At 53.5% G+C, this 12,828-nt stretch carries 13 protein-coding genes; 4 read left to right on the top strand and 9 right to left on the bottom strand.

From position 1 onward, the window contains the following. Positions 1-58 precede the first annotated feature (58 nt). Entirely contained in the window at positions 59-1,165 is a 1,107-nt protein-coding gene (gene asd / locus AC5JPW_RS02175) for an aspartate-semialdehyde dehydrogenase (RefSeq protein ID WP_494238025.1), read from the bottom strand. 161 nt (positions 1,166-1,326) lie between these two features. On the opposite strand from asd, the gene AC5JPW_RS02170 reads away from it, so the two are divergent. Further along, on the top strand, positions 1,327-1,920 hold the full coding sequence (locus AC5JPW_RS02170) for a YhgN family NAAT transporter (protein ID WP_458045442.1): 594 nt from the start codon (positions 1,327-1,329) through the stop codon (positions 1,918-1,920). A 111-nt stretch (positions 1,921-2,031) separates the two neighbouring features. Here the strand turns inward: AC5JPW_RS02170 and gntU are convergent, their stop codons facing one another. The 5 genes from gntU to AC5JPW_RS02145 form a co-directional block, all read right to left on the bottom strand. Then, entirely contained in the window at positions 2,032-3,372 is a 1,341-nt protein-coding gene (gntU, locus tag AC5JPW_RS02165) for a gluconate transporter (protein ID WP_494238023.1), read from the bottom strand. Between the two features lie 11 nt (positions 3,373-3,383). Then, a complete protein-coding gene (gene gntK, locus AC5JPW_RS02160; protein WP_494238022.1) occupies positions 3,384-3,905 on the bottom strand; it encodes a gluconokinase in 522 nt (173 codons plus the stop codon). A 137-nt stretch (positions 3,906-4,042) separates the two neighbouring features. Beyond that, the gene (gntR, locus tag AC5JPW_RS02155; protein WP_494238021.1) at positions 4,043-5,038 is read right to left on the bottom strand and encodes a gluconate operon transcriptional repressor GntR; all 996 of its coding nucleotides are present in this window, start codon (positions 5,036-5,038) and stop codon (positions 4,043-4,045) included. Positions 5,039-5,140: 102 nt separating this feature from the next. Then, positions 5,141-5,836 (bottom strand): pirin family protein, encoded by a 696-nt coding sequence (locus tag AC5JPW_RS02150; RefSeq protein ID WP_494238020.1) that lies wholly within the window; start codon positions 5,834-5,836, stop codon positions 5,141-5,143. A 123-nt stretch (positions 5,837-5,959) separates the two neighbouring features. Then, the gene (locus AC5JPW_RS02145) at positions 5,960-6,997 is read right to left on the bottom strand and encodes an oxidoreductase (protein WP_494238018.1); all 1,038 of its coding nucleotides are present in this window, start codon (positions 6,995-6,997) and stop codon (positions 5,960-5,962) included. Between the two features lie 284 nt (positions 6,998-7,281). Here AC5JPW_RS02145 and AC5JPW_RS02140 point away from each other — a divergent pair, with 284 nt between their 5' ends. Together AC5JPW_RS02140 and yhhY are read left to right on the top strand one after the other, a co-directional pair. Further along, a complete protein-coding gene (locus tag AC5JPW_RS02140) occupies positions 7,282-7,956 on the top strand; it encodes a bactofilin family protein (protein ID WP_494238016.1) in 675 nt (224 codons plus the stop codon). A 184-nt stretch (positions 7,957-8,140) separates the two neighbouring features. Next, positions 8,141-8,632: an N-acetyltransferase gene (gene yhhY / locus AC5JPW_RS02135; RefSeq protein ID WP_494238014.1), complete on the top strand. Its 492-nt coding sequence runs from the start codon at positions 8,141-8,143 to the stop codon at positions 8,630-8,632. A gap of 59 nt (positions 8,633-8,691) precedes the next feature. Here yhhY and ggt read toward each other — a convergent pair whose 3' ends face one another. After that, complete coding sequence (gene ggt / locus AC5JPW_RS02130; RefSeq protein ID WP_494238012.1) at positions 8,692-10,446, bottom strand: gamma-glutamyltransferase; 1,755 nt, start codon at positions 10,444-10,446, stop codon at positions 8,692-8,694. 121 nt (positions 10,447-10,567) lie between these two features. Here ggt and AC5JPW_RS02125 point away from each other — a divergent pair, with 121 nt between their 5' ends. After that, on the top strand, positions 10,568-11,020 hold the full coding sequence (locus tag AC5JPW_RS02125) for a DUF2756 family protein (RefSeq protein ID WP_494238128.1): 453 nt from the start codon (positions 10,568-10,570) through the stop codon (positions 11,018-11,020). Here AC5JPW_RS02125 and ugpQ read toward each other — a convergent pair. Continuing rightward, on the bottom strand, positions 11,017-11,757 hold the full coding sequence (ugpQ, locus tag AC5JPW_RS02120; protein WP_494238010.1) for a glycerophosphodiester phosphodiesterase: 741 nt from the start codon (positions 11,755-11,757) through the stop codon (positions 11,017-11,019). The genes AC5JPW_RS02125 and ugpQ overlap by 4 nt on opposite strands. Continuing rightward, positions 11,754-12,827, bottom strand: a complete 1,074-nt coding sequence (locus AC5JPW_RS02115; protein ID WP_494238008.1) for a sn-glycerol-3-phosphate import ATP-binding protein UgpC — start codon at positions 12,825-12,827, stop codon at positions 11,754-11,756. The genes ugpQ and AC5JPW_RS02115 overlap by 4 nt, the downstream gene beginning before the upstream one ends. Position 12,828: the final 1 nt, after the last annotated feature.

The following is a 12,828-nucleotide window of genomic DNA, read 5'->3' as shown; positions in this document are numbered from 1 at the left end:
AATCCTTTTTTACGCAAAAAAAAGGGGTGACAAGCACCCCTTTTTGAACAATTTGAGATTACGCCAGTTGGCGAAGCATACGGCGTAGCGGCTCTGCCGCGCCCCACAAGAGCTGATCGCCCACGGTGAAAGCGGAGAGGAAATCGGAGCCCATGTTCAGTTTACGCAGACGACCAACCGGAGTGGTCAGCGTGCCAGTCACAGCTGCCGGCGTGAGTTCACGCATGGTGATGTCACGGTCATTCGGCACCACTTTCGCCCACGGGTTATGTGCCGCCAGCAGCTCTTCGATGGTCGGAATAGACACATCTTTTTTCAATTTCAGGGTGAATGCCTGGCTGTGGCAACGCAGTGCGCCGACGCGGACACACAGGCCATCAACAGGAATTGCAGAAGCGGTGCTGAGGATCTTGTTGGTTTCCGCCTGGCCTTTCCACTCTTCACGGCTCTGGCCGTTATCAAGCTGTTTGTCGATCCACGGAATCAGGCTACCTGCCAGCGGCACGCCGAAGTTATCGACCGGCAGTTCACCGCTACGAGAAAGCTGCGTTACTTTGCGTTCGATATCGAGGATAGCCGAAGCCGGGTCAGCCAGTTCAGCCGCAACGTGGCCGTGCAGTTGGCCCATTTGTGCCAGCAGCTCACGCATGTGACGCGCGCCGCCACCGGATGCCGCCTGATAAGTGGCAACAGAAACCCACTCAACCAGATCGTTGGCAAACAGACCGCCCAGGGACATCAACATCAGGCTGACGGTACAGTTACCGCCAACGAAGGTTTTAATGCCTTTGTTCAGTCCGTCGGTAATAACGGACTGGTTCACCGGGTCGAGAATAATAATGGCGTCATCTTTCATACGCAGTGATGAGGCAGCATCAATCCAATAACCCTGCCAACCGCTTTCACGAAGCTTTGGATAGATTTCGTTGGTATAATCGCCGCCCTGGCAGGTGACAATAATGTCGAGAGCCTTCAACGCTTCCAGATCGAATGCATCCTGCAACGTGCCGGTAGACTGACCACCGAACGTCGGGGCTGCCTGTCCAAGCTGGGAAGTTGAGAAGAAGACCGGGCGAATGGCGTCGAAGTCGCGCTCTTCTACCATGCGTTGCATGAGTACGGAGCCGACCATTCCGCGCCAACCGATAAAACCAACATTTTTCATAACGTATTTCCTGCGAAGGTGTGTGCTGTTTGTGCGAGCCAGTGTCCTAACTGGCGCTAATAGCCCACATTACAAAATGCACGCAAAGTCGCAAGTGAAATTAATCAATGATGGGCAAGCCATCAGAAATACCGCTAATCTGCGGCAAAACAGGAAGAGTCATGAGCGAAATCATTTCAGTGGCAGTGTTGTTGATCCTGATTATGGATCCTCTCGGGAATCTGCCTATTTTCATGTCGGTACTGAAGCATACCGAGCCGAAACGTCGTCGCAAAATCATGATTCGCGAACTGCTCATCGCCCTGGCGCTGATGCTAGTTTTCCTGTTTGCGGGCGAAAATATTCTGGCATTCCTGAACCTGCGTGCTGAAACCGTCTCTATTTCTGGCGGCATTATTCTGTTCTTGATTGCCATTAAGATGATTTTCCCGAGCGAGTCTGGCAGCAGCATGGGCCTGCCCGCCGGTGAAGAGCCTTTTATTGTACCGTTGGCGGTTCCACTGGTCGCCGGGCCAACATTGCTTGCAACGCTGATGCTGCTTTCACATCAGTATCCGAATCAGATGAGCCACCTGGTGATTGCGTTGCTGATCGCCTGGGGTGGAACCGTGGCGATCTTGTTGCAGTCATCGCTGTTCTTGCGTTTGCTCGGCGAGAAAGGGGTGAATGCACTGGAGCGTTTGATGGGATTAGTGCTGGTGATGCTCGCCACCCAGATGTTCCTGGACGGGATACGTTTGTGGATGAAAGGCTAGGTAAAAGCAAAAAGGCAACGCAAGTTGCCTTTTTTAGTGTTTGCTCCCTCTCCCCGTGGGAGAGGGTTGGGGTGAGGGCATCAGACCGCACCGCCCCCCCAAGCAGAAACCTCAACTCAGTAGCGTAAATGCAATCATCCCAACAATCGCACCAGTGGTGCCGAGGATGGTCTCCATTAGCGTCCAGGTTTTCAGCGTCTGCGCTTCCGTTGCACCGGTAAATTTACCGAACAGCCAGAAGCCTGCATCGTTCACATGACTCACCACAATCGAGCCACCAGCGATACAAATCGACAGGGCTGCCATTTGCGCGCCAGAAAAATGCAGTTGCTCGATTACCGGCATTACCAGGCCCACTGCCGTTAAACAGGCAACGGTGGCGGAACCCTGAATAATGCGCACCGCCGCAGCCAGCACGAAGCAGGTTACCGCAATCGGCAGGCCCATTCCGGTGAGAGCTTCACCCAATGCCGGGCCAACGCCCGAATCCACCAGAACCTGCTTGAACACCCCGCCCGCACCAATCACCAGCAGGATAATCCCGGCAGGCTGCAGTGCCTGACCACAGATTTCCATCACGCGGTCTTTCGCCATGCCCTGACGAATCGCCAGCCCATAAATAGCGACCAGGCACGCCACCAGAATCGCGGTGAACGGGTGGCCGATAAACTCCAGCCAGTTGTAGAGATCTGAACCTTCTGCAACAAAACGCGCGGCGATCGTTTTCAGACCCACCAGCACCAGCGGCAGCAGGATCAGTGACAGGCTGAAGGCGAATGACGGCATTTTGCCTTCGCCCAGGTGCGGCTCGGAAATATCATCCGGGATGTGCAGCTCAACGTAGCGGCTAATAAAGTTGCCCCACAGCGGCCCGGCAATCAGCATACCCGGAATGGCCGCACACAGGCCAATCAGGATCATCCAGCCAAAATCCGCATGCATCTGGGACGCCAGCAGCATCGGTGCTGGCCCCGGCAACAGGAACGCCGCCGCTGCCGCCACACCCGCAAACAGCGGAATGACCAGCTTCACCAGGTTTGTGCCAGTATGGCGCGCCATGGAAAAGGCCACGCTAATCAGCAGCACAACCGCCACTTCGAAGAACAGCGGCAGTGCGCAAATCAGACCGGCCAGGCCAATTGCGTAGTGCGCACGGCTATGACCGAAAGATTTAAGCATCTTCACGGCAATCTGGTCGACTGCACCGGTCTCATGCAAAATTTTGCCGAACATGGCACCGAGGGCCACCACAATGGCGAGGAAGCCCAACGTACCGCCCATCCCTTTTTCCATCGTTGCCGCAATCTTAATTAACGGCATACCTGAAAAAAGACCTGCTCCAATAGAAACCACCATCAAGGCAACGAAAGCATGCATACGCGCTTTCATTACTAAAAACAGCAGCAGCAAAACAGAGCCAACTGCTGTTAAAACAAGCGTTAATGTACTCAAAACCACTGCCTTTATTTATTGATCACTGCAATTGTGCTGGCGACAACGCCTTCCAGCGGCTGGTCGATATCAACGACAAGAACGTCGCGCTCATCCGCACCCGGCTCTTCCAGGGCTTCAAACTGGGTCACCAGCATCTGCGTTTTGAAGAAGTGGCCTTTACGGGCTTTCAGGCGGCTTTCGATAACCTCAAATTCCCCTTTCATGTAGATAAAGGAGAGGTTCGGGTTGCCGTCACGCAGCTGGTCGCGATAGCGCTTCTTCAGAGAAGAGCAGACGATCAGCGAAACTTTGTTGGTGCGCTGCATGGCGAAAGCGGCATCGTTCAGCGCCTGCAACCAGGGTTTGCGGTCTTCATCATTTAACGGCTCGCCTGCGGCCATTTTCATGATGTTGCTGCGCGGGTGAAGGAAGTCGCCATCAAGAAACGCGGCATGGATTTGATGCGCCACTTCACTGGCGACAGCGGATTTACCACTGCCAGAAACGCCCATCAGGACATAGATGTGGTGATCATGATTTGTCGTGCTCAAAGCGTAGCTCCCACTGAGACAAAGATGAATTGTTACGGGTAACAGTTAACGGTAACATTGTCCTGCCGGGGAAATGGAGAAGCAATAACCATTCGTGCCAGAAGTGAATAAGTGTGAGCTAGTTCAAATTTGTCAGACTAAATTGATCCACCCGGTGACAAAGTGAAACCTAAATCTAACAATTTTGGCGTAACTGTTTCACCGCGAATCCGCGCCAGAAGACGTTCTGCACCGATGCGCCCCATGCGCTCACGCGGCGTCAGTACGCTTGCCAGACGCGGCTCCATCACCTGACCGATGTCATGACCATGGAACCCGGCAATCGCCATATCGTCAGGAATTCTTAACCCCAGACGCTGACACTCAAAGGCCGCACCAATGGCCAGGTCATCGTTGGTACAAAAAATTCCATCCAGTTGCGGGTATTCGCGTCGGGCCTGACGCATCAGGTCAATACCGGCGGAGTAAGAAGAAGACTGTTCCACCATCACGCTGTAAGGCGTTAACCCGGCATCGAGCATCGCCTGCTCATACCCCTTCTGTTTGATGATAGTACGTTCATCCAGACGTGCGCCGAGGTAGGCAACACCGGTGTGACCACGTGCAATGATAGCGGCTGTCATTTGGCGGGCAGCTTCGAAGTTATCGAAACCCACGGCGATATCCAGACAAGGCGAGATGCTGTCCATCAGCTCAAGCACCGGGATACCAGCCACTTCAATCATCTTCAGGGTACGTGGTGTATGAGTTCGCTCAGTCAGGATCAAGCCATCGATATTCCAGGAAAGCATCGATTCCAGACGCTCTTCTTCCATCTCCGGTTTGTAACCAAAGTGTGCCAGCATAGTCTGGTAACCGTAAGCATCGGTGACGCTTTCAATGCCGCGCAGAACTTCAGCGAAAACCTGGTTGGTTAAGGAAGGAAGGAGAACACCCACCGCACGGCTGGTGGCGTTAGAGAGGATATCGGGAGCGCGATTGGGAATGTAACCCAGCTCATCAAGCGCGGCCGCTATTTTTCCCCGAAGCGCGATGGAGACTTGCTCCGGATTTCGCAGAAAACGGCTGACCGTCATTTTGGTCACGCCTACGCGATCGGCCACATCCTGAAGTACGGGTCTTTTCTTTTTCATCGTCCTGAAGTAATAAGCTAAGAAACAATGGTTCAGTTTATCACGGACAGCACTCAACCTTCCGGTGTTAACCAGAAGGTTGAGTCATTTATTTAAGCCGGATCAAACTGGCGGCAGGTCAAAGAGCAGAATTTCGCTGTCACTGTCCGCATGAATCGACAGAGCTTGCTCATCCCAGATAGCCAGGCCATCGCTGGTGGTCGCTTTGGTGCCGTTAATGGACACTTCACCTTTCACCACCTGGATCCAGATTTTGCGATCTGCAGCCACCTGGTAAACAGACTGCTCATCTTTCAACAACGCCCAACGATACAGCTCCATGTCCTGATGCACTTTCAGCGAACCATCACGGGCATCCGGAGAGAGCACCAGCTGGCGGCCCTGCTTCGCGTCAAAGCGACGCTGCTCGTAACGCGGCGTAATGCCCGTTGCTTCTGGAATAATCCAGATCTGGTACAGACGCAGCGGCTCGGTGGCGCTCGGGTTGTACTCGGAGTGACGTACCCCGGTGCCTGCGCTCATAATCTGGAACTCACCCGCCGGAACCTGCTCTTTGTTGCCCATGCTGTCCTGATGTTCCACCGCGCCTTGCAGCACATAGGTCAGGATTTCCATGTCTTTATGGGGATGGGTACCAAACCCCTGCCCGGCATCAATCACGTCGTCGTTGATGACGCGAAGTGCGGAGAAGCCCATAAAGTTAGGGTCGTGATAGTTGGCAAACGAAAAGGTATGCCAGGAGTCAAGCCAGCCATGATTTGCGTGGCCACGGTCGTTTGCTTTGCGTAAGTAAATCATGTTTTCACCCTCGTGTTCGTTTCGATGGAGTAAGTGTGTACCCGATCGACCGGCAATCATAGAGGGTGAAAATTGACTCCTCTGTTCAAAAAAAATGAACGATTCGGATTTCGCTAAAATCCCTTACTTTACGAGGGTTACCGTGGCAGGAGACGCCTGTTCGAAGGCCCGTTCGAGGATCTCAAGATTGGTCAGAACGTCAGATTCCTTGACGTAATTTTCCACCCCATCATTGATTGTCGCATACAGCGCGTCATAGACCCGGCCGTAGTCACCCGTTTCTGGCGTCAGGATTTCACGTACCGTCTCCCCGGCGTCATTCACGTACTCCAGCACCCCCGTGCTCTCATCGGCGGCAAAGCCCGGTTCGCCAGGCATAATGTTGGCTTTGAGGCTGGTTTCCTGCTGGTCGATGCCAAATTTTATGAACGCCCCTTTGGTGCCGTGAACGATAAATTTCGGATAGTCGATTTTCACCAGATGGCTGGTTTTGACGATGGCCTTCAGGTCACCAAAGAAGAGCTGTGCCTCGAAGGTATCATCCGGATTGGCTTTATTACGCAGGCTGCGGATGTCGTAAGCCACATGATCCGGGCGACCAAACAGTGAAATAATTTGATCCATCGTGTGCACGCCCAGGCCGTAGAACGAGCCATCCTGCGGTAACCCCGGTTTTGTCTCGGCAACCGGACGGTAGTAGTCAAAATGGCTCTCCACTTCGACAATCTCACCTAACTTGCCGCTCTCAATGGCCTTTTTGGCAGTCAGGAAGCAGGAGTCAAAGCGGCGGTTCTGATACGGCGTGACGGTCAGCCCTTTGCTTTTCGCCAGTGTAAACAAGGTGATGGCTTCAGCCATGGTCGGCGTAAACGGCTTTTCGACCAGCACGTTTTTCCCGGCCTCAAGCGCCCGCTTCGCATAGTCAAAATGGCTGTCAGCATGGGTACAGACAATCACCAGTTTGACCTGCGGGTCATTAAGTACTTCATCAAGACTGCTGGTGAAATGGATGTGTTGATACTGAGGATGCTGCTCTTCCGGCTTCGGGCTGCGGCGGTATATATGGGCCACGTGCCAGCTCTCTTTACGGTTCAGCACATAGGGAAGATGGTATCGGGTCGTACTTTTGCCAAAGCCGATAAATGCGCAATGTAAGGTCATGATTCTATCCTTGTTGAGCGTTGCAGCTTTAAACCTTAGCGCAGTCAGCTTGTGATAAAAACCGCCGGGCATCGCGGATTAATTATTCGTGGGTTTTATCACTTGCAATGAACTCATCAATGGCTCTTATAAAACAAAGGTAAACAAAGACTTATAATTCCTAAAGTACCTTTCACAATATTGACGTACCAATCCGAATTCCGCATAAAAGAGCCGCATTTTCGTGTTATCAGGTCAGTGAGACCTTCCGCTGACAGCGTCAACAGGTGACTCAGGAACCACACATGGAAAGAAAATACTACCTGCTAAACCTCACCCTTTTACTGTGGTTCTTTGCGCTTGTGCTCTGGTGCCTGGGTCTGCATACGCTTGCCAAATATTCAGGATCATTGGCTTTCATCACCTTAGCCATTCAAACATTTCAAGGATGGATCATCCCTATGTTCAAAAAAAACAAACACATTGAAGTGCCGGCGGTTTTAAGCGCGCCTGTACCTGCTAATGAAGCTGCGCCCACAAGTATCGAAAAACACACTAATACGGTTATTGCCAGCGATGTCCATGTGGAAGGCAACATAGCGTCTTCGACCCCGGTATACATTCACGGCAGCCTGCACGGCAATATCACCGCCCCTGAAGGTCTGATTAAAGTCATGCGTAATGGCTCTGTGGAAGGCAACATAAGCTGCCGTGAGCTTATTATCGACGGCACAGTTGTGGGGCAATGCATCGCTGATACCGTCGAAATCTATGAAAATGGAAAGGTAAATGGTGCCCTGGTGTATCGCCAGATTGCGGTAAAGAAAGGGGGAGAATTTATTGGGCAGGTCGACGTTCTGCCACCCATCCAGGAAATCAACAATGTTGTTGGTTTGAAGAGTGACGCACCCCTTGAACAGGACAAGTGGTCAGTGGGTGAGAAAAACGAGCAAAAAAAAAGCCAGCACCCGGCTGGCTAAGAAATACTGGAAGCAATGTGAGCAATGTCGTGCTTTCAGGATTACCGCATAGGTTTCCCTGAACGCATGGCAATAATAATCATTATCATTCGCACTTGTCTACCCCTTTTTGCAAAAAATGCCGCTTGACTCACTTTGGTAACTCAGGGAAGTTGAAAGGGAACATTCAACAAGGAGAAAGGAAATGAGCAGTATCGTGGTACGCCATGCAGAACCCCGGGACGCCGAGCCATTACGTCAAATCAATGCGCATACGGAGGTCTATCACGACACGCTACAAATTCCTCATCCCTCTATGGAAATGTGGGAGGAGCGGCTAAAACCGCGGCCGGGTCGTCGCCATCTGGTTGCCTGTATTGACGATGTTGTCGCCGGGCATCTGGTGGTGGATGTAGAACAAAACCCGCGTCGCAGCCACGTGGCCACTTTTGGTATCAGCGTTTCCAGCGAGTTTCGTGGGCGCAGCGTTGGCAGTGCAATGGTGCGTGAGATGGTAAACCTTTGCGACAACTGGCTGCGCATTGAACGTATTGAGCTGACAGTTTTCGTCGACAATGCGCCAGCGCTGGCGCTGTATCGCAAGTTCGGTTTTGAAATTGAAGGCACCGGCAAGCAATACGCGCTACGTAACGGTGAATATGTGGATGCCTATTTTATGGCGCGGGCGAAGCACTGAATCCTGTTCCACGCAGATCCCTCTCCCTTTGGGGAGAGGGATCGGGTGAGGGGGAAAAATTAATACCCCGCCGTTAAATCATCCACCGTACGCGGGTCAGATGCCCCGTACAGCGTGCCATCCGGGCCGACCATAATACTTTGTGTACTGCCCATGGCTTCTTTCACTACCACCTTCTGCCCTTTCTGCTCCAGGAGTTTGCGGGTATCCGGGCTAAAGCCTTTTTCCACACGCAGCTCATCCGGTAACCATTGATGGTGGAAGCGCGGCGCGTTGGTCGCTTCGGCAACGTTCATCCCAAAATCGATGCTGTTCACCACGATTTGCAGCACAGTAGTAATAATACGGCTACCGCCAGGGCTACCGGTTACCAGCCAGGTTTTACCGTCTTTCACCACAATTGTTGGCGACATCGAAGAGAGCGGACGTTTACCCGGCCCTACGGCATTGGCATCACCGCCCACCAGCCCATAGACGTTTGGCACACCCGGTTTGGCAGAAAAATCATCCATTTCGTTGTTCATCAGAATGCCGGTATTTCCCGCAACAATCCCGCTACCAAATGTGGTGTTCAGGGTGTAGGTCACCGCAACGGCGTTGCCGTCTTTATCCACCACCGAATAGTGCGTAGTTTGATTACTTTCGTAAGGTTCGAGTTTGCCGGGGCGAATCTGGCTCGACGGTTTGGCCTTGTTGACGTCGATTTGCTGGGCCAGTGATTTGGCGTAATCCTTACTGGTCAACGCCTGCCAGGGGACTTTCACGAAATCCGGATCGCCTAAGTATTCCGACCGGTCGGCGTAAGCGTATTTTTCAGCCTCCGCCATCACCTGCATCGTGTCCGCACTGCCAAAGCCGTATTTGGCGAGGTCGAAATTCTCCAGAATATTAAGGATCTGTACGATATGGATCCCCCCGGAGGATGGCGGTGGCATGGAGAAGACCTGGTAGCCACGGTAGTCACCGCTAATCGGCGTGCGCTCAACCGCTTTGTAGCTCGCCAGATCTTCTTTGGTGATAAGCCCCCCGTTTTTACTCATCTCCTGAGCAATCTGATCGGCAATCGACCCTTTGTAGAAGGCATCGGGGCCCTTCTCGGCAATCATCTCCAGGCTTTTACCCAGATTGGCCTGCACCAGCTTATCGCCTTTCTTCAGCGGCTCGCCGTCTTTCCAAAAGATGGCTTTGCTATTTTCATGGTTGGGAATGACTTCACTGCCATAGGTTTTGAGATCATCAGCCAGTGCATCGTTGACCACAAAGCCCTGCTTCGCGAGCTTAATCGCTGGTTGCACCACCTTGTTAAGCGGCAGCGTACCGTATTTTTCCAGCGCCAGTGAGAAGCCTGCCACTGTGCCCGGCGTACCTGAAGCTAAATGTGAAGTGAGGGATTTTTTGCTGTCCGGGTTGCCCTGATCGTCGAGGAACATGTCACGAGTGGCCGCAGCAGGGGCCATTTCACGAAAATCGATGGCCGCCGTTTTGCCGTCTTTGGTGCGAATCATCATGAATCCGCCACCGCCAAGGTTACCCGCCTGAGGATGGGTGACCGCCAGGGCATACCCGACTGCGACAGCCGCATCGACGGCATTCCCTCCTTGTTTGAGGATCTCAACCCCAACCCGGGTTGCAGTCTCATCAACGGAGGCCACCATGCCCTGCTTCGCCCGAACCGGGTGGAAAACATCAGCCTCAACGCCATAGGATACCGGCGCAGGCGCCGCGACAGGCGGGGGCGCGGCGGCAACACTAAAACACCCTCCCGCCGTCAGAGCGGCAATCGCCACCCAACGTGCAAACTTCTGCTTCATCATCGTCGTTCTCCTCAGTTGGGGCGACAGTCCCCGCTTAAGCCTGGTTCAGAACTCCTAAAAGATCATCGTAGTGCGTGAAAGTGAGTAAACTTAAGGGAAGCCTCAGAAGGAGGAAATGATGATGAAACGATTGATTCTTGTAGCCGCACTTTTGCCGCTGACCGCATTCGCACAGCCGATTAACACGACAAACAACCCTAACCTGCCGGGTTATGAGAACCCGACGCAGCAGCGGATGCAAACGCAGATGTTGAACCAGCAACAGCAGCAAAAGGGGATGTTAAATCAGAATTTGCAAACGCAAACGCGCCTGCAACAACAGCATCTGGAAGCGCAGATTAACAACAACGCCCAGCGGGTAAGGCAGGCACAGCCGGGGGAGCTCGACCCGAGCACCCAGCAGGTGCTCCCCAACACAAACGGCGGCATGTTGAACCAAAGCGTTAGCAGCGACGCGACACTGACTCAGCAACAGCATATGTTGCCGCCACCTAAACAGACCAACGGCATGCTAAATCAGAACACGATCAGCACACCGCAGGCCATTATTCCGCTAAAAACGGTCACGCCTTAAGGCTGAAAATGCGGCCCGATGACGTCGATCGCATCGGTACAGATACAGTCAACGCCCCAGCGCAACAGCTCGGCTGCACGCTCCGGGGTGTTGACGGTATAGACCAGAATATGTAATCCGGCATCGCGCAACATGGCCACGCGCGCTTCATCCAGCAAACGGTGATTGAGGTGAATAGAGACACACGCCAGGCGTGTCGTCAGTTCATGCCAGTCATCTCGCCACTCGTCCAGCAACAAACCGCGAGGTAATTCCGGTGCAGCCTGTTGAGCCGCCTCCAGTGCATCAATCTCAAACGAGGACAAGAGCGGAGCAACCATTCCCTGCCACAATTCCCGTGCCGCCAGCGCAACCACTTTCCCGGTCAATGGCCCCGTGCCCGTCGTCGGTTTGATTTCGATATTTGCCAGCATGCCGTGATCGCGACAGCGTGCTGCAACCTCGGAAAGCTGCGGTAGAGGCTCACCCTTAAACTCACCGCTGTACCAACTTCCCGCATCGACTTTCAGCAGATCGTTCCACTCCAGTTCCCCGGCCACACCCCAACCGTTGCTGGTGCGCTCAAGATTGTCATCATGGAGCAGGAAAATGTGCCCGTCCTTTGACAGCTTAACGTCAAACTCAATCATGGTGTGACCGTAGCGGGCACCTACATCAATGGCCGCCAGCGTGTTTTCCGGTGCGAGTTTTCCGCCGCCGCGGTGGGCGACAATGTGGGGGTAAGGCCAGTTACTCATACGCGTTGTCCTGTTTCACCGTCGAAGAGGTGCAGGTGATTTTCCGGCAGATGCAACCACAATGTGCTGCCCTGCGCCGGACGCTCCTGGTGTGGCAAACGTACCACCAGTTTGTGGTTGCCCCAGCGACCATGCGCCAGGTTATCCGCACCGAGCATTTCCAGGGTGTCCAGTACCAGCGGCACCCCACCTGCGGCCTGTGAGCTTAACGCAATATGTTCCGGGCGGATACCCAGGGTCATTTTGCGTCCGGCATAACCACGATAGAACCAGTTAATCGGCAACGCCATTCCGCTGTCGAGTTCAAAATGGGTGCCAGTGTTGCTGATGCGACCATCGAGTAAGTTCATTGCCGGGCTGCCGATAAAGCTCGCCACAAAACGACTGGCTGGCTTTTCATAGACCTCAATCGGCGTACCGATTTGTTCCGCCACACCTTTGTTCATCACCATCACACGCTGCGCCAGGGTCATGGCTTCAACCTGGTCATGCGTCACGTACAAAGAGGTGGTCTTCAGGCGGCGATGCAGATGCTGAAGCTCAAGACGCATCTGCACACGTAATTTGGCGTCAAGGTTCGACAGGGGTTCATCAAACAGGAACACAGCCGGGTCGCGGACAATCGCACGGCCCATCGCCACGCGCTGACGCTGACCACCGGAGAGTTCACGCGGACGACGCTTAAGCAGGCCGTCGAGTTCCAGAATGCGGGCCGCCTCTTTGACGCGTTCAGCAATATGCTCTTTGCCCATATTGCGAATTTTCAGCCCCCACGCCATGTTCTCTTCCACGCTCATATGCGGGTAGAGCGCATAGTTCTGGAACACCATCGCGATGCCGCGATCTTTGGGTTCCATTTCGGTCACGCGCTGGCTGTCGATCCAGATGTCGCCGGTACTCACACGCTCAAGCCCTGCCACCATACGCAGCAGTGTCGATTTACCGCAGCCTGATGGCCCAACCATCACAATGAATTCGCCGTCGGCCACATCCACGGTTAATGGCTGAATCACCTGCGTTTTTCCGCCGTCCCAGCTTTTGGTTACGGCCTGTAATTTTAATCCTGCCATC

It is taken from the genome of Phytobacter sp. (assembly GCF_059074235.1).
This window is presented reverse-complemented; position numbering and strand designations above follow the sequence as displayed.